Annotated in this window: 16 protein-coding genes; 7 read left to right on the forward strand and 9 right to left on the reverse strand. The window is 66.6% G+C overall.

Annotated elements, in window-relative coordinates; translation table 11 throughout:
* Positions 1-1138 precede the first annotated feature (1138 nt).
* Complete coding sequence (locus tag OH705_RS01830; RefSeq protein ID WP_038705873.1) at positions 1139-2008, reverse strand: LysR substrate-binding domain-containing protein; 870 nt, start codon at positions 2006-2008, stop codon at positions 1139-1141.
* Between the two features lie 246 nt (positions 2009-2254).
* Between OH705_RS01830 and OH705_RS01835 the strand changes: the two genes are divergently transcribed.
* The 5 genes from OH705_RS01835 to OH705_RS01855 all read left to right on the forward strand — a co-directional run bounded on the left by OH705_RS01835 (position 2255) and on the right by OH705_RS01855 (position 8316).
* Complete coding sequence (locus OH705_RS01835; protein WP_267300742.1) at positions 2255-3571, forward strand: MFS transporter; 1317 nt, start codon at positions 2255-2257, stop codon at positions 3569-3571.
* A 14-nt stretch (positions 3572-3585) separates the two neighbouring features.
* The gene (locus OH705_RS01840; RefSeq protein WP_267300744.1) at positions 3586-4977 is read left to right on the forward strand and encodes an FAD-dependent oxidoreductase; all 1392 of its coding nucleotides are present in this window, start codon (positions 3586-3588) and stop codon (positions 4975-4977) included.
* 105 nt (positions 4978-5082) lie between these two features.
* The gene (locus OH705_RS01845; RefSeq protein ID WP_023631852.1) at positions 5083-5793 is read left to right on the forward strand and encodes a YebC/PmpR family DNA-binding transcriptional regulator; all 711 of its coding nucleotides are present in this window, start codon (positions 5083-5085) and stop codon (positions 5791-5793) included.
* A gap of 86 nt (positions 5794-5879) precedes the next feature.
* Entirely contained in the window at positions 5880-6824 is a 945-nt protein-coding gene (locus OH705_RS01850) for a LysR family transcriptional regulator (RefSeq protein ID WP_023631853.1), read from the forward strand.
* Between the two features lie 79 nt (positions 6825-6903).
* A complete protein-coding gene (locus OH705_RS01855) occupies positions 6904-8316 on the forward strand; it encodes a DOPA decarboxylase (RefSeq protein ID WP_038705876.1) in 1413 nt (470 codons plus the stop codon).
* Between the two features lie 34 nt (positions 8317-8350).
* Here OH705_RS01855 and OH705_RS01860 read toward each other — a convergent pair whose 3' ends face one another.
* The 7 genes from OH705_RS01860 to OH705_RS01890 all read right to left on the reverse strand — a co-directional run bounded on the left by OH705_RS01860 (position 8351) and on the right by OH705_RS01890 (position 15296).
* Positions 8351-9265 (reverse strand): pyridoxal-phosphate dependent enzyme, encoded by a 915-nt coding sequence (locus OH705_RS01860; RefSeq protein WP_267300748.1) that lies wholly within the window; start codon positions 9263-9265, stop codon positions 8351-8353.
* 14 nt (positions 9266-9279) lie between these two features.
* Positions 9280-9975 (reverse strand): helix-turn-helix transcriptional regulator, encoded by a 696-nt coding sequence (locus tag OH705_RS01865; RefSeq protein ID WP_371920583.1) that lies wholly within the window; start codon positions 9973-9975, stop codon positions 9280-9282.
* A 138-nt stretch (positions 9976-10113) separates the two neighbouring features.
* Positions 10114-11817, reverse strand: a complete 1704-nt coding sequence (locus tag OH705_RS01870; protein ID WP_104445277.1) for an amidase — start codon at positions 11815-11817, stop codon at positions 10114-10116.
* A gap of 208 nt (positions 11818-12025) precedes the next feature.
* Positions 12026-12610, reverse strand: a complete 585-nt coding sequence (locus OH705_RS01875; RefSeq protein ID WP_038705879.1) for a hypothetical protein — start codon at positions 12608-12610, stop codon at positions 12026-12028.
* Between the two features lie 16 nt (positions 12611-12626).
* Positions 12627-13190, reverse strand: a complete 564-nt coding sequence (locus OH705_RS01880) for a hypothetical protein (protein ID WP_052062253.1) — start codon at positions 13188-13190, stop codon at positions 12627-12629.
* Positions 13191-13355: 165 nt separating this feature from the next.
* Positions 13356-14195, reverse strand: coding sequence for a glutathione-dependent disulfide-bond oxidoreductase (gene yghU / locus OH705_RS01885; protein WP_267300752.1), 840 nt, complete (start codon positions 14193-14195; stop codon positions 13356-13358).
* A 135-nt stretch (positions 14196-14330) separates the two neighbouring features.
* Entirely contained in the window at positions 14331-15296 is a 966-nt protein-coding gene (locus tag OH705_RS01890; RefSeq protein WP_267300755.1) for a DMT family transporter, read from the reverse strand.
* Positions 15297-15400: 104 nt separating this feature from the next.
* Between OH705_RS01890 and OH705_RS01895 the strand changes: the two genes are divergently transcribed.
* Complete coding sequence (locus OH705_RS01895) at positions 15401-16285, forward strand: LysR substrate-binding domain-containing protein (RefSeq protein ID WP_038705881.1); 885 nt, start codon at positions 15401-15403, stop codon at positions 16283-16285.
* 144 nt (positions 16286-16429) lie between these two features.
* Positions 16430-17584: a GGDEF domain-containing protein gene (locus OH705_RS01900; protein ID WP_267300758.1), complete on the forward strand. Its 1155-nt coding sequence runs from the start codon at positions 16430-16432 to the stop codon at positions 17582-17584.
* Position 17585: 1 nt separating this feature from the next.
* Here OH705_RS01900 and OH705_RS01905 read toward each other — a convergent pair whose 3' ends face one another.
* Complete coding sequence (locus tag OH705_RS01905) at positions 17586-17909, reverse strand: DUF2790 domain-containing protein (RefSeq protein ID WP_046856021.1); 324 nt, start codon at positions 17907-17909, stop codon at positions 17586-17588.
* Positions 17910-18011 lie beyond the last annotated feature (102 nt).

The following is an 18011-nucleotide window of genomic DNA, read 5'->3' on the forward strand; positions in this document are numbered from 1 at the left end:
GGAGGGCTTGCGCAGGGAGGTGACGGGCATGGATGCCCGTCAAGCGCCGATCAGGCCATGGATGGCCCGTCGGCGCGTCCTCCCGGAGCGAGCCCGGAGCGAGGGAACCCCGGAGCGAAGCGCAGGGGCCGGATGAACGGAGCCGAACGGTTTTGCCTCCTTTTCCCAAGAGAAAAGGAGGTCGCCGTAAAGGCGAAAGGGTGACTGTGGGTCGACATGGAAAATGAATGCGCATATAGCTTTCAAAACACACGCTGTGTAAGTCAAAGTCAAAGTCAAAGTCAAAGTCAAAGTCAAATGCAGTTGGTGTGGGTTTTTACAGTTGTAAGCGAATTCATTTGCGATGTCGACGCATAGTCACCTTTCCGCCCTTACGGCGGCTTACTTTGGTCTTGGCCAAAGTAAGCAAAGCCGTTGCGCTCCATTCATCCGGCCCTCCGCTTCGCTCCGGGTTCCCTCACTCCGGCCTTGCTCCCGGGAGGACCGCGCTGAACGCCCCATCCTGGGGCGCAGCGCTTGACGGGCATCCATGCCCGTCACCTCCCTCCGCAAGACCTCCGTTCGGCCTCCTGAAGTCGCGAAGTTACGGGCGGCGCCTGCACTAACGCAGCTAGTCGCTAGTTGCCATCGTGGGAACTCTAGATCAACACCGCGGGGCAAGCCCGCTCCCACGATAGTTTAACTATTTCATTTAACGTGGGAGCGGGCTTGACACGCGATGGCGTAATGAAGAACAACACTTCATCCACTAATAAACCAAAATATCTGCTCTTCATCTGCTCTTGATCTTGCTTCTAAGCGCGCGATAGTTCAGGCGCCACAAATTGCGACTTCAGGAGGCCGAGCGGAGTTCTTGCGAAGGGAGGTGACGGCCATGGATGGCCGTCAAGCGCTGCGCCCCAGGATGGGGCGTTCAGCGCGGTACTCCCGGGAGCAAGAACGGAGCGAGGGAACCCCGGAGCGAAGCGCAGGGGCCGTATGAACGGAGCCGAACGGTTTTGCCTACTTTGGCCAAGACCAAAGTAGGCCGCCGTAAGGGCGGAAAGGTGACTAAATGTCGTCATCGTCTACGAATGTGCACACAAAACCAAAAACAATCACCCAGACCCAGACCCAGACCCAGACCCAGACCCAGACCCTAACCCCCCTCCAAGACCATCTCCAAAAACGTAGCCACCACCCGCCGCATCCGCTGTTCCTGCAAACACACCAACGTCTCCGTCAAATGCCGCTGACAATCCACAATCGGCAAAGCACAAACCCGAGCATCGGCCCCGAACTCCGCCGCGGACACCACCCCCACACCAATCCCCACCACCACCGCCTCCCGCGCCGCCTCCCGCCCTTCGACCTGGATCGCCGACCGAATCCGCAACCCCGCCCGCTGCATTTCCTCCTCCAGCGTCTGCCGCGTCACCGACCCCGGCTCGCGCAGCACCAGCGGCGTATCGTCCAGATCCGCCAGGCTGATCTGCCCACGGCTGGCCCAAGGATGCTGGTGCGAGACGAACGCCACCATCGGGTCACGCCGCATTGGCACGCAGAACAGCCGCTCGTCATCGACATCGCGCCCGAGCAGGGCCAGGTCGGCCTGGTAGCTGAACAGCCGCGCCAGCGACTCATCGGTGTTGCCGGTCTCGATCTTCACCTGGATCCCCGGATAGCGCTGGCAGAACCGGGCAATCTGCGGCAGCACATGCACTGGCGCGTCCACCGCCAGGGTCAGGCTGCCGGTGTGCAGGGCGCGTGAGTCCTGCAACAGCTCCAGGGCCTCGGCCTCGCAGGCGAACAGACGCTGGGTGACGCCCAACAGGCGCTCGCCCAGGTCGGTCAACTGCACCGAGCGCTTGTTGCGGTGAAAAAGCAGCACGCCGAAGCGCTCCTCGAGCTTGCGCACCTGGTCGGACACCGCCGGCTGGGTGAGAAACAGCTTCTGCGCCGCGCGGGTGAAGCTGCCCTGTTCGGCAACCGCGTGGAACGCCTTGAGTTGAGCATGGGAGACCGACATCGAACACTCCACTTAAAAGCTGGGCTTATGTGTGAAATACGATAAATCGATTTTATTTATCAGTCAGCAGCTGTTTCCATGTGTTTCAACCCGGCGCCTCTGCCACGAGCAGCGGCATGTCGGCCATGGCGGCACCACCGCCATCTGACCAAGTGACGTCCCTCCGTCACGCAGTGCGCAACACAACAACAAGACAGGCGTTTCTTCACATTCTGCCGGCACACTCAAACAAGAGGTCAGAGTCAAATGAACCACTCCCTGGGCGCCATCAAGCGCTGGCGCGTGCAGATCTTCGCAATCACCTGGCTGGCATACGCCGCCTTCTATTTCACCCGCAAAGCCTTCTCGGTGGCCAAGCTCGGCATCGGCGAAGACCCCTCGTTCATGCTCGACAAGGCCGCCATGGCCAACCTCGACGCCATCTACCTGGCCGCCTATGCCGTGGGCCAGTTCACCTGGGGCATGCTCGCCGACCGCTTCGGGCCGCGCGTGGTGGTGCTTGGTGGGCTGCTGATCTCGGCGGCGGCGGCGGTGGTAATGGGCAGTTACGCGACCTTCCCGATCTTCGCCACCTGCATGCTGGTCCAGGGGCTGGCACAGTCCACCGGCTGGGCCGGGCTGTGCAAGAACATCGGCAGTTTCTTCCCGGCGTCGCAGCGCGGACGGGTACTGGGGCTGTGGAGCTCGTGCTATGCCTTCGGCGGCCTGGTGGCCTCGCCGTTCGCCGGCTGGTGGGCCTACACCCTGGTCGGCACCTGGCACGCGGCATTCTTTTCCAGTGCCGTGGTGGTGGCCGCGGTGGCGGTGCTGTTCTTCATCTTCCAGCGCAACAAACCCGAGGACGTTGGCCTGCCGGCGGTGGAGCCCGAACCACAGAGCATGGCCCCGGGAGCGAACCTGTGCAGCGTCTGGGCACCGCTGCGCGAGATCCTGCGCAACCGCACGGTGCTGACCCTGGGCCTGGCCTACTTCATGCTCAAGCCGGCGCGCTACGCCATCCTGCTGTGGGGGCCGGTGATCGTCTTCGAGCAGATGCCCTCGGTGGGCAAGGTCGGCGCGGCGATCATCCCCACGGCCTTCGAGCTGGCCGGGTTGCTTGGCCCGATCCTCATCGGCCTGGCTTCGGACAAGCTGTTCGGCGCCCGGCGCATGCCGGCCTGTGTGATCAGCCTGGTGCTGCTGACCCTGACCCTGGCCGGCTTCATGGCGGCGATGCACACCGGCAGCGTGGTGCTGGTGGTGACCCTGCTGTTCGTCATGGGCCTGACCCTGTATGGCCCGGACTCGATGATCAGCGGCGCCGCAGCCATTGATTTCGGCACCGCCAAGGCCGGCGCCACCGCGGCCGGTTTCGTCAACGGCTGCGGCTCGGTGGGCGCGGTGCTTGGCGGCTTGCTGCCGGGCTACTTCGACAGCGTCACGGTATTCATCGTCTTCGCCGGCACCGCGCTGTTCTCCGCCCTGGTGCTGCTGCCGCACTGGAACAGCCGTCCGGCAACGGCACCCCAGGCCACCGACGTGGCCCCCAATACCGGCATGGCGATCAAGCCACTGCGTACCTAGAGGAAAGCGAGCAGATGAGACCCTTCTGGCTGCAACAGGCCCTGGACCAGGAAGACGAGGCCCTGTGCCCGCCGCTCGCTGGCGATGCGCGCTGCGACGTGTGCATCGTCGGCGGTGGCTACACCGGGTTGTGGACTGCCTTGATGATCAAGGAACAGGCGCCGCAGCTGGAGGTGCTGCTGATCGAGGCCGACATCTGTGGCGCCGGGGCCAGCGGGCGCAATGGAGGCTGTGCACTGTCCTGGTCGGCCAAGTACTTCACCCTCGAACGGTTGTTCGGGGTGGCCGAGGCGATACGCCTGGTGGACGAGTCCGAACGCAGCATCGGCGCCATCGGCGAGTTCTGCGCGGCCAATGGCATCCGCTGCGATTTCCGCATGGACGGCACGCTTTACACCGCCACCAACCAGGCCCAGCTCGGCGGCACCGATGCGGTGATCGCCGCGCTGGAGCGCCGCGGCATCAACTCGTTCCAGCGCCTGGCGCTGGAGCAGGTGCAGCGCCTGGCCGGCTCCCAGCGGCACCTGGAGGGCTGGTACTCGCCGGCCGCGGCCACGGTGCAGCCGGGGCGGCTGGTGCGCGGCTTGCGCCGGGTGGCCTTGCAACGTGGCGTGCGCATCCACGAAGGCACGGCGATGACCGGCCTGGAACATGGCGCGCCGGCGCAGGTGCGCACCGCTACCGGCACCATCCGCGCCGACCGCGTCGTCCTCGGCCTCAATGCCTGGATGGCGCGGGCCTTCCCGCAGTTCGAGCGCAGCGTGGCGATCGTCTCCAGCGACATGGTGATCACCGAGCCATGCCCCGAACTGCTGCGCCAGATCGGCCTGGACAGCGGTGTCAGCGTGCTCGATTCGCGGATCTTCGTGCACTACTACCACAACACCTCCGATGGCCGGCTGATGCTCGGCAAGGGCGGCAATACCTTCGCCTACGGCGGGCGCATGCTGCCGGTGTTCGACCAGCCGTCGCCGTACCAGCCGTTGCTGCGTGACAGCCTGGCCGAGTTTTTCCCGGCGCTGGCCGAGGTGCCGCTGGCGGCGAGCTGGAACGGGCCGTCGGACCGCTCGGTGACCGGTCTGCCGTTCTTTGGCCGGCTCGATGGGCGGGGCAACGTGTTCTACGGCTTCGGCTATTCGGGCAGCGGGGTGGGGCCGTGCCATATGGGCGGGCAGATCCTCTCGTCGCTGGCCTTGGGGCTGGACAACCCCTGGACCCGCTCGCCGCTGGTCAAGGGCCCGCTGGGGCGTTTCCCGCCGGAGCCGGTGCGCTACCTGGGGTCGCTGTTGGTGCGCAACGCCATTCGCCGCAAGGAGCGCGCCGAAGACCGCGGCGTGCGTCCGCGCGGGCTGGATGTGCGCCTGGCGAAGTTCGCGGCGGCGGCGGGGAAGGCCGACAAGGGCTGAAGCTGATGCGATTTCTTGTCGAACCCGGTGCGCAGGGCGTATAAACTCTCCCCACTTTTTGGCCGGTCGCTTCCTGAACCGGCCGTTGAAACAAAGAGAGTCGATATGGGCGCACAGTGGAAAGCCAAGCATAGAGAAACGGCGGCCAACGCCAAGGGCAAGATCATGGGCAAGCTGGCCAAGGAGATCCAGATCGCCGCCAAGTCCGGCGCCGACCCGGACATGAACCCGCGCCTGCGCCTGGCCATCGTCCAGGCCAAGAAAGCCTCGATGACCCGTGAGACCCTGGAGCGCGCGATCAAGAAAGGCGCCGGCCTTGACGGCGAGGCCGTGCAATATCATGCGGTCAGCTACGAAGGCTTCGCCCCGCACCAGGTGCCGTTGATCGTCGAGTGCCTGACCGACAACGTCAACCGCACCGTGGCGCAGATCCGCGTGCTGTTCCGCAAGGGCCAGCTGGGTGCCAGCGGCTCAGTGGCCTGGGACTTCAACCACGTCGGCCTGATCGAGGCGACCCCGGAAGGCGACGCCGACCCGGAAATGGCAGCCATCGAAGCCGGTGCCCAGGACTTCGAGGACGGCGAGGAAGAAGGTTCGACCCTGTTCATCACCGACACCACCGACCTCGATGCCGTGCAGAAAGCCCTGCCGGAGCATGGTTTCACCGTGACTTCGGCGAAGATCGGCTATACCCCGAAGAACCCGGTGAGTGCTGCCAGCCTGAGTGCCGAAGCCCTGGCCGAGGTCGAGGCCTTCCTCGAGGCTATCGACGAGAACGAAGACGTGCAGAACGTCTATGTCGGCCTGACTGACTGAGCCGCGCGTTATCCTCGCGGGGCAAGCCCTCTCCCAGTGTGTCTGTGGGAGCGGGCTTGCCCCGCGATCATTTCCGGACCTGTGCCATGCACCCCACCTTCGCCTCCCTCAGCCTCGCCCATCTGCGCACCCTCGACTGCCTCCTGCAGCTGAAGAACCTCAGCCATGCCGCCGAGCGTCTGGGCTGCAGCCAATCGGCGCTGAGCCGCCAGCTGGCCAGCCTGCGCGAGGCCTTCGACGATGCGCTGCTGGTGCGCCAGGGGCGTGGCTATGTGCTCAGCGAACACGCCGAAACGCTGGTCGAGCCATTGCGCCAGGTACTGGACGAGCTCAACGCCTTGCGTCAGCCCGCAGCGTTCGACCCGGCACGCTGCGAGCGGCGCTTCTGCCTGGCGGCCTCGGACTATGTGGCCGAACATATGCTGCCGCAGCTGGTGAAAGCATTGGAGCAGGAGGCGCCGGGGGTGTCGCTGGAGTACCGCACCTGGCAGGCCGGGCAGTACGCCTTGCTCGCCAGCGGCGAGATCGACCTGGCCACCACGCTGTTCGACGAGTCGCCACCCAACCTGCATGGCCGGCTGCTGGGTGAGGACCGGGCGGTGTGCCTGATGCGCCATGACCATCCGCTGAGCGCTCGCGCCGAACTGAGCCAGGACGACTACCTGGCCTTCAAGCATGTGCGGGTGTCCGGTGGCGGCGACAAGGACAGCTTCATCGACCGCCATCTGCGCGCCCAGGGGCTGCAACGACGCGTCAGCCTGGAGGTGCCGTTCTTCAGCGCCATGGTCCAGGTGGTCGGCAACGGCCAGGCGCTGGCCACGGTGCCCGAGCATATCGCCCGGCAACTGGCGCGGTTGCATGGGTTGAGCTGGCGGCCCATGGGCTTTGTCGAGCACACCCAGCGTTACTGGGTGGTATGGCATCAGCGTCTGCAGGCCTCGGCCGAACATCGCTGGTTGCGCAACCGGGTGTTCGAGGTGTGGCGCCAGTCGCAGTTCGGCGTACAGGGTGGGCATGCGCCTTTGCCATAGCAGCTATGCGCGAAGCGGGGTTATTCGGCGGGTGATGGAGGCCTAGACTGCGAGGCATTGTGCTGCCAGGAGACCACTCATGACCCCCGAACAATTCCGCCAATACGGCCACCAACTGATCGACCTGATCGCCGATTACCGCCAGACCGTCGGCGAACGCCCGGTCATGGCCCAGGTCGAACCCGGCTACCTCAAGGCCGCGCTGCCCCAGGGCGCACCGCAGCAAGGCGAGCCGTTCGAGGCCATCCTCGCCGACGTCGACAAGCTGGTGATGCCCGGCCTGTCCCACTGGCAGCACCCGGACTTCTACGGCTACTTCCCCTCCAACGGCACTCTGTCATCGGTACTCGGTGACTTCCTCAGCACCGGCCTTGGCGTGCTCGGACTGTCGTGGCAGTCCAGCCCGGCCCTCAGCGAACTCGAGGAAACCACCCTCGACTGGCTGCGCCAGCTGCTCGGCCTTAGCGGGCAATGGAGCGGAGTGATCCAGGACACCGCCTCGACCAGCACCCTGGTGGCGCTGATCTGCGCCCGCGAGCGTGCCACCGACCATGCCCAGGTGCGCGGCGGCCTGCAGGCCCAGGGCAAGCCCCTGGTGGTCTACGTCAGCGCCCATGCCCACAGTTCGGTGGACAAGGCCGCGCTGCTGGCCGGGTTCGGCCGTGAAAACATTCGCCTGATCCCCACCGACGCACACTACGCCATGCGCCCGGAGGCGCTGCGCGAAGCCATCGCCCAGGACCTCGCCGCCGGCAACCAGCCCTGCGCCGTGGTCGCCACCACCGGCACAACCACCACCACCGCGCTGGACCCGCTGCGCCCGATCGGCGAGATCGCCCAGGCCAACCAGCTGTGGCTGCACGTAGACTCGGCCATGGCCGGTTCGGCGATGATCCTCCCGGAATGCCGCTGGATGTGGGACGGCATCGAGCTGGCCGACTCGGTGGTGGTCAATGCCCACAAGTGGCTGGGCGTGGCCTTCGACTGCTCGATCTACTATGTGCGCGACCCGCAGCACCTGATCCGGGTGATGAGCACCAACCCCAGCTACCTGCAGTCGGCGGTCGATGGCGAGGTGAAGAACCTGCGCGACTGGGGCATCCCCCTGGGGCGCCGGTTCCGCGCCTTGAAACTGTGGTTCATGCTGCGCAGCGAAGGTGTCGAGGCCCTGCAGCAACGCCTGCGCCGCGACCTGGAAAACGCGCAGTGGCTGGCCGCGCAGGTAGAGGCCGCTGCCGCGTGGGAGGTATTGGCGCCGGTGCAGTTGCAGACCTTGTGCATCCGCCATCGCCCGACGGGTCTCGAGGGCGAGGCGCTGGATGCCCACACCCGCGCCTGGGCCGAGCGCCTCAACGCCTCGGGTGATGCCTACGTGACCCCGGCGACCCTGGACGGGCGCTGGATGGTGCGGGTCTCGGTGGGGGCGCTGCCCACCGAGCGCGAGCATGTCGAGCGGCTGTGGGCGCGGTTGCAGGCGGTGGTGGCCGAGTAGCCAAGAGGCCTGTCACTGCTTCAGGGGCCTGCAATCAGCAGGCTTCGCGCCAGGCGCGGATCTGCTCCAGCGTTGCGGTGGCGCCACCACAGACGATCACCAGGACATTGCCGAAGGCCGCCACTGCCTCGGGATGTTCGAGCAAGGCCAGCGCCGCGCCGCAGGCCGGCTCCACCAGCAGGCGGTGATCGCGCAGCAGGCGTTCGCAGGCGTCGAGCGCCTCGCGATCACTCACCAGGTGGCTGACCACCGGGTGCTGGCGGGTGCAGGCCAGCGCCTGTTCGGCCACCCGCTTGGCCCCCAGTGAAGTGGCTACCGAGGTGATCCCCGGCAGTTCCACGGTGCGCCCTGCGGTCATGGCCGCGTGCAGCGACGCGGCGCCTGCGGTTTCCACTGCCAGTACCGGCACGTCCTGCCAGCCATTGCGCTGCAAGCCTTCGACCACGCCGCGCAGCAGGCCGCCGCCGCCGACCGACAGCACCACGGCATCCGGCTTGCAGCCGGCCTGGGCCACTTCATCGATCATGCTGGCGTGGCCGGTCCACAACAGCGGGTCGTCGAACGGGTGGATGAAGGCGTCGCCGGCCCCCAGCAGGGTCTGCGCGTGCTCGTTGGCTTCCTGCCAGGAGCTGCCACGCACCACCACGCTGGCGTCTTCCAGGCGCAGCAGTTCCTTGGCTCGTTCGGTGGTGGTCTCGGGCACCACCACGGTCACCGGCACGCCGAGCTTGCGGCCGGCGTAGGCCACCGCCAGCCCGGCATTGCCGCCGGACGAGGAGACGAAGTGACGGGCGCCGCGAGCATGGTGCGTCTCGCAAGCGTGGCCGACGCCGCGCAGCTTGAACGAGCCACAGGGTTGCAGGGCTTCGAGCTTGAGCCACACCGGGCGGCCGGCGCTCAGCGACAGCGGACGGGATTCGATCAGCGGGGTTGGGATATGCAAGGGCATGTGGGCTCCGTGGCTCAGTCGCGGGCAGCCGCGGCGGGCTCGCCGCGCAGCTGCTCCAGGTAGTTGTAGACGGTGTAGCGGGTCACGCCGAGGGCCTCGGCGGCTTTCTCGACGCCGCCCTTGACGATGAACAGGCCGCGCTCCTGCATCACGCGCACGGCCTCGACCTTGGCGTGTTTACTCATTCGCCCCTGGCCGCTGCGTTGCAGCGCGTCCTGGATGATCCCGGCCATCAATGCAGTCATGTCGGCGGGCTCGTCGCCGGATACCGTGGCTGGCGCGGCGCCCAGCGGCTGCAAGTGCCGCAGGAACGCCATGGCGGCGTCCAGGCCGGTGACGTCGGTGTTCACGCACAGGCTGGCGAAGGGCTGGCCGGTGCTGTCACGGAAGATCGCCGTGGCGCTGCGCAGGCTGCGGCCCTTGAGGGTGGTGGGGTAGTCGGGCAGCACCACAGGGTCGCAGCCCTGCTGGTCGGCGGCGGCCTGCATCAGCGCCTTGAACCCTTGGTCCTGTTCGGGAGCGGCGAGTATCGGGCTGCCGACCTGACGGCCGGAGAGCTCGCCATTGACGATCGCCACCACCGAGCGTTCCGGGTGTTCGAGGTCGTGCAGAAGGATTTCCACATTACGCGGGACGACGCTGCCCAAGGCCTGCAGGGCGGTCTTGAGCACGTTCAGGGTGAGCTGGCGTTCGTGGGCGAGGGTGAGCATGATCGGCACCAGATTCAATATTGTGTTGAATTTTACACAAAAAGTTGAACTTGGCGAAGGTGTCGAACCCTCAAAAGCAATCACGGGCCCTCCCGCTCCTGCCCAAGGCAGGAACGGGAGGGCCCGCGATCAAGTGCGTCAGCCCAGTTTCGGCGTGCGTGGCGGGACGATACGGCGCGAGCCGGTGGACTCGAAGGCGGCGGCGAATTTCAACAGATTGTTGTCGCTGTACGCCTTGCCCGCGAAGGTCAGGCCCACTGGCATGCCGATGTCGGCCATCACGCCCATCGGCACGGTCACGGTCGGCACGCCCAGGTGACGGATCGCCAGGTTGCCGTTGGCCACCCAGATGCCGTTGCTCCAGGCGATGTCCGCCGATTCGGGGTTCACATCGGCGTCCGCCGGGCCGACATCGGCCACGGTGGGGAACAGCACCGCGTCCAGGCCCTGGGCGTCCATCCAGTCTTCCAGGTCGAGCTTGCGGGTGGCTTCCAGACCGCGCAGGCCGTCGGGCACGGTGGCGATCTGGTCCCAGGTCTTCAGGCCGCGCTTGGCCATGTTGACGTACTCGTCCATGCCGGCGGCGAGGTCGTCTTCACGGTTGGGCAGGGTGCCGGGGTCGTGGGGGAAGATCTGCGGGCCATCGACATCGGCCAGGCGGTTGAGCTTGGGATCGTCGTTGGCGCGCAGGAAGTCGTCGAAGGCCCAGCCGGACAGTTCCCACAGTTCGTCGTGGAGGAACTCCTTGCTGACGATGCCGCGGGTGAACACGGTCGGCGCGCCGGGGCGGTCGCCTTCGCAGTTGGAGACCAGCGGGAAGTCGGTCTCGACCACTTCGGCGCCGGCCGCTTCCAAGGCCTGGCGGGCTTGCTGCCACAGTTCGATCACGCTGGCGCGGGTATTGATGCGTTGGCCGGTCGGGCCGCCGATGCCGGGTTTCTCGGCAGTGCCGGCTTCGGCGTCGGCATTGATGTACATGCGTGGCACGGCGAAGCGCTTGCCCTTGAGCGTCTCGGCGCCCACGGCCAGGTCCAGGTACGAGGCGGGGCGCACGCTCGAGGCGGCCGGGATTGGTACCCAGGGTTGCAGGCGCCACAGGTCGCCGCGCTTGTCGGCGTCGTCGGCCACCACCACGTCGAGGATCTCCAGCAGGTCGGCCATGGTCCGCGCATATGGCACGACCACGTCCATGGTCGGCGTCAGCGGCCAGTTGCCGCGCACCGAGATCACCCCGCGCGACGGGGTGTAGGCGCACAGGCCGTTGTTCGAGGCCGGGCCGCGGCCACTGGACCAGGTTTCCTCGGCCAGGCCGAAGGCGCTGAAGCTGGCGGCGGTGGCGGTGCCGGCACCGTTGGAGGAGCCGGAGGCGAAGGGCGCGGTGAGGTAGGCGGCGTTGTACGGGCTTTCGGCGCGGCCATACACGCCACGCTGCATGCCGCCATTGGCCATCGGCGGCATGTTGGTCTTGCCCAGGCAGATCGCGCCGCCGGCGCGCAGGCGCTCGACGGTGAAGGCGTCGCGCTGGGCGACCAGGTCCTTGAACGCCGGGCTGCCGGAGGCGGCGGTCAGGCCCTTGACCAGGTAGCTGTCCTTGGCGGTGTAGGGGATGCCATCCAGCGGACCGAGGGTTTCGCCACGGGCACGGCGGGCATCGGAGGCTTCGGCCTCTTTCAGGGCCTCGGGGTTGCGCACCACCACGGCATTGAGCCGCGTGGCGGTGTCGGCGCCGTCGTAGGCGTCGATGCGGGCCAGGTACGCCTTGACCAGCTCGACGGCCGTCGTGCGGCCGGACTCGAGCGCGTCGCGCAGCTCGGCAATGGAAACCTCGGTTACCTCGATCATGCTGTCACCACAGTTGTGCAGGTGGAAAATCATGGCGGCGAGTGTAGCAAGAAGGTCTTGGTGGGCGCAGGCATGCAGCGGGGAAATGGTTCGTTGCAGCGCGGCACGCTGAGCGCCGGATGGCGGGGCTGAAACGGCTGCGGGCTTGGCCCGCGACCGGTTGGCGCCGATCGCGGGCCAAGCCCGCCGATTCGAACGGTGGTGACGATCAGAGCAGCTTGCGCTGTACCGCCTCGTCCAGGGTGCTGCGGGCCAGCTCGCGCACCACGTCGCGGGTGTCGGCCTGGAATGGCAGGCCGACGATCAGCACCAGTTGCATCCAGGTACGGATCGACTCGCTCTTGCTGACACGGCCGATCTCCTTGCCGTCCTTGTCCTTGAACACGGTCTGCAGGGTGAAGGTGTTCTTGGCGGTAGAGGGGATGAGGAACAGGGTGAAGCCGGTGATGAACGCCGACGCGGTCACGAACTCCTCGTGGTTGGTCAGGGTCGATTCGGCGTACAGGTCCGCTTCGCCCTTCTGCGTGCTGACCTGGGTGAAGCGGCCGGATTGCTGGTAGGTCTCGCTGATGGTCTTCTCCCACATGTCGGCGTGGGCGCCGGCGGCGGCCACGGCCGCGCCGTCGTTGACCTGGTACAGCGCGGTGCTGCGCAGGTAGGCGTTGGGCTTGGCCGCGGCGGTGCTCGCCGCCGGCGGCCAGGTGCCGACCGGTGCCAGGTCGCCGGTGGAATACGAGACGCAGCCCCCAAGCAGCAGGGCGCCGAGCAGCAGGGCGTGTTTGCAGATGTTCATCGAAGTGTTCCTGTTATCAGCGTTTTGCCAGTTTCACGGTGGCGTCGTCGAGCAGTTCGCCGACCAGCTTGGTCAGTTGCTTGCCGCCCATCGAAGGCGCCCAGTACTCGCCGCCGTACAGGCCGACGTTGTGTTCGAAGCGCAGTTGTTCCTTGGCCCTGGCCAACTCGACGCCGTCGCGGTCGACGATCACCAGGTTGCCGGCCACGTCGAAGCTGTCGACGTAGATCGGGCCGTTGAACCAGATCCAGAACGTCAGGGTCAGCAGGGCGCCGGGGAAGTACGCCGGGTGCGGGGCGCGATGGCCCTTGAGCGAAGTCATGTCGAACTTGAGCAGCACGTCCTGTTCGTCCAGGCGCGTGGGGTATTCGGTGACGGCCTTGAAGTAGCCGGCGCGCTGCACGTACTGGCTGAGCTGCGGAGTCAGGGCGCGGCTGATGGCCTGGCCGGTGGCGTTGTCAATGCCGGGGGCGTTGACCTGCACATCGGCGACCTGGGCGCTGCGTGGGCTGGCGACGGTGGAGGCGTGGGGCGGCGTGCCCACCGGGCCGATGACGTTGTAGGAGACGCAGCCGCTCATCGTCAGCAAGGCAACGACGGCGCTGGCCTGGAACAGTTTCTTCAAGTGATGTCATCCTTGATCGGAGTTGAACCTGATCAAGGTTTACGGCCGAGGGGCCGGCAGCTTTAGGGCAAAATGCCACTATTTATGCCGGCCATGCTCGGCCGCGCGAACCTGAACCCTTCAGGCCAGGTCGCTGGCTGCGTGGCGCTCCGCCACCTGGCTGGCTTCCTCGCCCCAGGTGCGGTTGACCCGGGTGCCGCGCTGTACCGCCGGGCGCTGGGCGATGGCCTCTGCCCAGCGCTGCACATTGGCGTACTCGTGTACCGCCAGGAACTCGGCCGCGCCATACAGGTTGCCGCGCACCAGCTGGCCATACCAGGGCCATACGGCGATGTCGGCGATGCTGTACGTATCGCCGCCCAGGTAGGCGCTTTCGCCCAGGCGCCGGTCGAGCACGTCGAGCTGGCGCTTGGCTTCCATGGTGAAGCGGTTGATCGCGTATTCGAACTTTTCCGGCGCGTAGACATAGAAATGGCCGAAGCCACCGCCCAGGTAAGGTGCAGAGCCCATCTGCCAGAACAGCCAGTTGAGGGTCTCGGTGCGCGCGGCCAGGTCCCGGGGCAGGAAGGCGCCGAATTTTTCCGCCAGGTACAGCAGGATCGCGCCGGACTCGAATACCCGCACCGGCGGTTCGACGCTGCGGTCGAGCAGGGCGGGGATCTTCGAGTTGGGGTTGACCTGCACGAAGCCGCTGCCGAACTGGTCGCCTTCACCGATACGGATCAGCCATGCGTCGTACTCGGCGGCGCCGTGACCGAGGGCCAGCAGCTCCTCGAGGAGGATGGTGACCTTGACCCCGTTGGGCGTGGCCAGCGAGTAGAGTTGCAGCGGATGCTTGCCGGTGGGCAGCGGCTTGTCGTGAGTGGGGCCGGCCACCGGGCGGTTGATGCTGGCGAACTGGCCGCCGGAAGGGGCCTCGAAGGTCCAGACCTTGGGCGGAACATAAGGGGGCTTGCTCATGGGAATCTCCTGGAGGGCGCGATGCGGCCGGGTAAGGACGTGGACAGCCTCTCTATGCCATGGGTTCGCCGTGCAGGGCAAATGCAATGCGTGCCCGCAGCGCATGCATGGCGCCTTGCAGGCGCACCGCTGTCGTTACAGGGGCCGCGCCGAGGCCGGGGTCGGCGCGGTTGGCGCCTCTGGCTTTTTCGCCGGTTTCAGCCGCGATACCCCGAACAGCACCAGGACCAACCCGGCTACCTGGTACACGCTGATCGCCTCGCTGAGGATCAGCCATGAGGCCAGCATCGTCAGCACCGGCCCCAGGTTACCCACCGCCGCCGTGTGCGTGGGCCCGAGGCGCTGGATCGCCAGCGCCACCCAGTAGATCGGCAGCACCGTGGAGAACAGCGCCATCAATGCCGCGTTGAGCCACACCGTGCCGGGCAGCTGCAACAGCGGCGCGACATCGGCCACCAGCAGGTAGTGGGCCAGCACCATCAGCGAGGAGGCGGTGCCGCACAATCCGGCCAGGCGCATCGAGTTCATGCGCTTGAGCATCATGCCGGTGCCCGAGTAGTACAGGGCATAGGTGACTGCGCTGGCGAACACCCACAGCGAACCGACCAATACCGCATTGCCGCCACCCGCGGCGCCGATGTCGTGGACGAAGGCGATGCCCAGCCCCAGGTAGCACAGGCCCATGGCCGCCAGGGTGCGCAGGGTCGGGCGTTCGCGCTGGACGATGGCCTGGATCACCAGCACCAGGGTCGGGTAGGTGAACAGGATCAGCCGCTCGAGCCCGGCACTGATGTATTGCAGGCCGTAGAAGTCGAACAGGCTGGCCAGGTAGTAGCCGAACAGGCCGAGCAAGGCCACGCGCAGGCCGTCGCCGACGCTCAGCGGCGCGCCACCCTGGCCACGGCTGGCCCACACCAGCCAGGCGAACAACGGCAGCGACAGGGCCATGCGCAGTGCCAGCAGGCTGATGGCGTCCAACGGGCCTGCGGCATAGGCGAGCTTGACGAAGATGGCCTTGAAACTGAAGCCCAGGGCGGCGAGTACGGCGTACAGGCTGCCGTTGGCAAGGGCGCGCTGGAGCGGGGCGGGCAGGCGGGTCATGGCGGGTCCGTGGCACAGAAGAAGTACGGTTTATTCTGCGCAGAACGCAACCGCGCTAGAATCGCTTTTTCTCGAACATAGCGTTCTGATTTGGAGAAGCCTTGATGCACTTCGACCTGGCTGACCTGCGGCTGCTCGCCGCCATTGCCGCCACCGGCAGCCTGAGCAAGGCGGCGGCCACCTTCCCGGTGGCGGTATCGGCCGCCAGCACCCGCCTGCGCCTGTTCGAGGCGCGCAGCGGGTTGACCCTGTTCCTGCGCAAGGCCGACGGCATGCAACTGACCCCGGCCGGGCGCCTGGTGCTGGAGTCGGCGCGGGGCGTGCTGGGCGAGGCGCAGAAACTGCAGGACACGCTGCGCGAACTCGCCGGCCAGCGGCGCATCACCCTGCACCTGGCGGCGTCCACCGTGACCAACAGCACGCTGTTGCCGGCCGTGCTGGGGCCGTTCCTGGCCGACTACCCGGAGGTCGACCTGCAACTGGTCGAGCACAAGAGCATCGATGTACTGCGGGTGGTGCTGGCCGGGGAGTGCGAGATCGGCGTGTACGACGGCAACCTGGTCAACGAGGGCGTGGTGTCGCTGCCGTTTCGTACCGAGCGCCTGGTGCTGCTGGTGCCGCTCGATCACCCGTTGGCCGGGCGCGGCCAGCTGCGCCTGGCGGACGCACTGGGTTTTCCCTTCGTCTGCCTGCCCGCCGAGCGCGCCATGCAGCGCTTCGTCGAGGAACTGGCGATGAACCTGGCCATGCCGCTGAAGGTGCGGGTGCGGGCACCGAGCTTCGAAGCCATCGCCCAGCTGGTGGCCCAGCACGCGGGTATCGCCATGCTTCCGGAAACGGCGGCCGTGCGCGCCGAACAGGAACTGGCGGTGCGCCGGGTGGCGCTGGAGGAGCGTTGGGCGACCCTGGAGTTGCGTATCTGTTTTCGCAGTTGGGAAGCGCTCAGCTCGCATGGGCGACAGCTGGTGAGCTTCCTCTCCGGGCAATGACAGGTGACTGTCGTCTGGTAGGCGAATGAATGGGCTGTCCGTCCGAATGCCATCATTTGGATATCATTTATGCCTGTGCATTGACCCTTGAACGCATACAATCACCGTTCTGAACGGTAACCCAGATACAGGCCACTTCCACCCATGGCGTTCGACGCTTCCACCATGCTGACCCTCACCATCGCCCTGGCCGCGGCCGCCGCGCTTTATCTGGCCGTGGAGTGGCGCAGCGTGCGCGAGTCTTCGCTGCTGTGCTGGAGCGCCAGCTTCGCCACCATCAGTGTCGGTTCCTCGCTCGCCTTGCTGCGTGGCAGCGGCTACCTGTTCATCGGCATCTGGTTCGCCAACGGCATGCTGGTGGCCGCCCACTGGCTGTTCCTGCTGGGGGTGTCACGCTTTACCGAAACCCGTCTGTCACGGCTCTGCTACCTCGCCCCGCTGGCCTGGCTGAGCCTGTTGCTGCTGCCGCAGTGGCCCACCTGGTCGAAGACCTTCCTGGTGGCCAACTCGCTGCTGGTCGCCGCGTTCACCCTGTACGCCAGCGCGTTGCTGCGCCCGCACGGCAAGTCGTTCAGCGTCGGCGCGGTGCAGTTGCGCTGCATCCTGCTGCTGCACGGGCTGTTCTACCTGGCCAAGACGCTGCCGGCGCTGCTGCCGGGAACGCTGATCGACCTGAGCGCGTTTCGCGGGCAGATCATCCAGGTATCGCTGGTGGAGGGGGCCATGGCGATCATGCTGATCGCCCTGTCGATGACTGGCACCGTGCGCTACCGCCGCGAGGAGCGCATCGAGCGCCTGGCCGCGCGCGATCCGCTGACCGCGCTGTACAACCGCCGCGCCCTGGAAGTACGCGCGGCGAGCCTGTTCAACGAGGTTTCTCCGGCAAACCCCGGGGCTTTGCTGCTGATCGATATCGACCACTTCAAACTGGTCAACGACCTGCATGGGCATGCCGCTGGCGACCGTCTGCTGGTGGCCTTGAGTGAGATGATCCGGACCATGCTGCCGGAGCGGGCGATCGCCGCACGGCTGGGCGGCGACGAGTTCGTCATTCTCCTGGCCGGGGCGTCGCGCGAAGGTATACAGCGCCTGGCCGAGGCCCTGCGCCAGCAGTTCCAGGCCACCGCCGAACAGGCGTTCCGCACCCCCGTGGCGGTGACCCTGAGCATCGGCGCCAATCTGTTCGACCGCCCCCCAGCCAGCCTGGCCGCCTTGATCGAGCAAGGCGACGTGCTGCTGTACGCCTCCAAGCGCGGCGGGCGCAACAGCCTGCAACTGGTCGACGGGCTGCGCGGCTGAACTACTTGTTGTTGATGCACTGCGACTGCACCGCGTAGCGCACGGTGCGCAAGGTGCCCTGGCTGTCTTCGAAGGTCATCAGCCGCGGCACCACCTCGCAGGTGCGCGGGTCGCCCGATTGGCGCACGAGGCGGGCAACGTCGAGCTTCATGCCGTAGCGGTAGTCGACGATCTCCGGCATGGGCTTCGCCCGTTTGGCCGCATAGGCCGCCACGGCCTGCTGGTGGTCCGCCAGCAGCTGTTCGCTGTCCAGCCTGGAAAAGCCGCTGGCCTGGGTCGAGAGGGAAAGCGCCAGCAGGGCGGCGGTCAGGGTCGGTCGTAGCATGGTCGTGCCTCCGAAAGGTTCGTTTCGCAGACCACGCTAGCGATGCCCGGCCAACAGGGGCATGACGGCCGGGTTACAGATATGAAAGCTGGGCGTGTACGC

Origin of the sequence: Pseudomonas sp. BJa3 (genome assembly GCF_026343815.1) — a bacterium.
Taxonomy (GTDB): Bacteria; Pseudomonadota; Gammaproteobacteria; order Pseudomonadales; family Pseudomonadaceae; genus Aquipseudomonas; species Aquipseudomonas soli.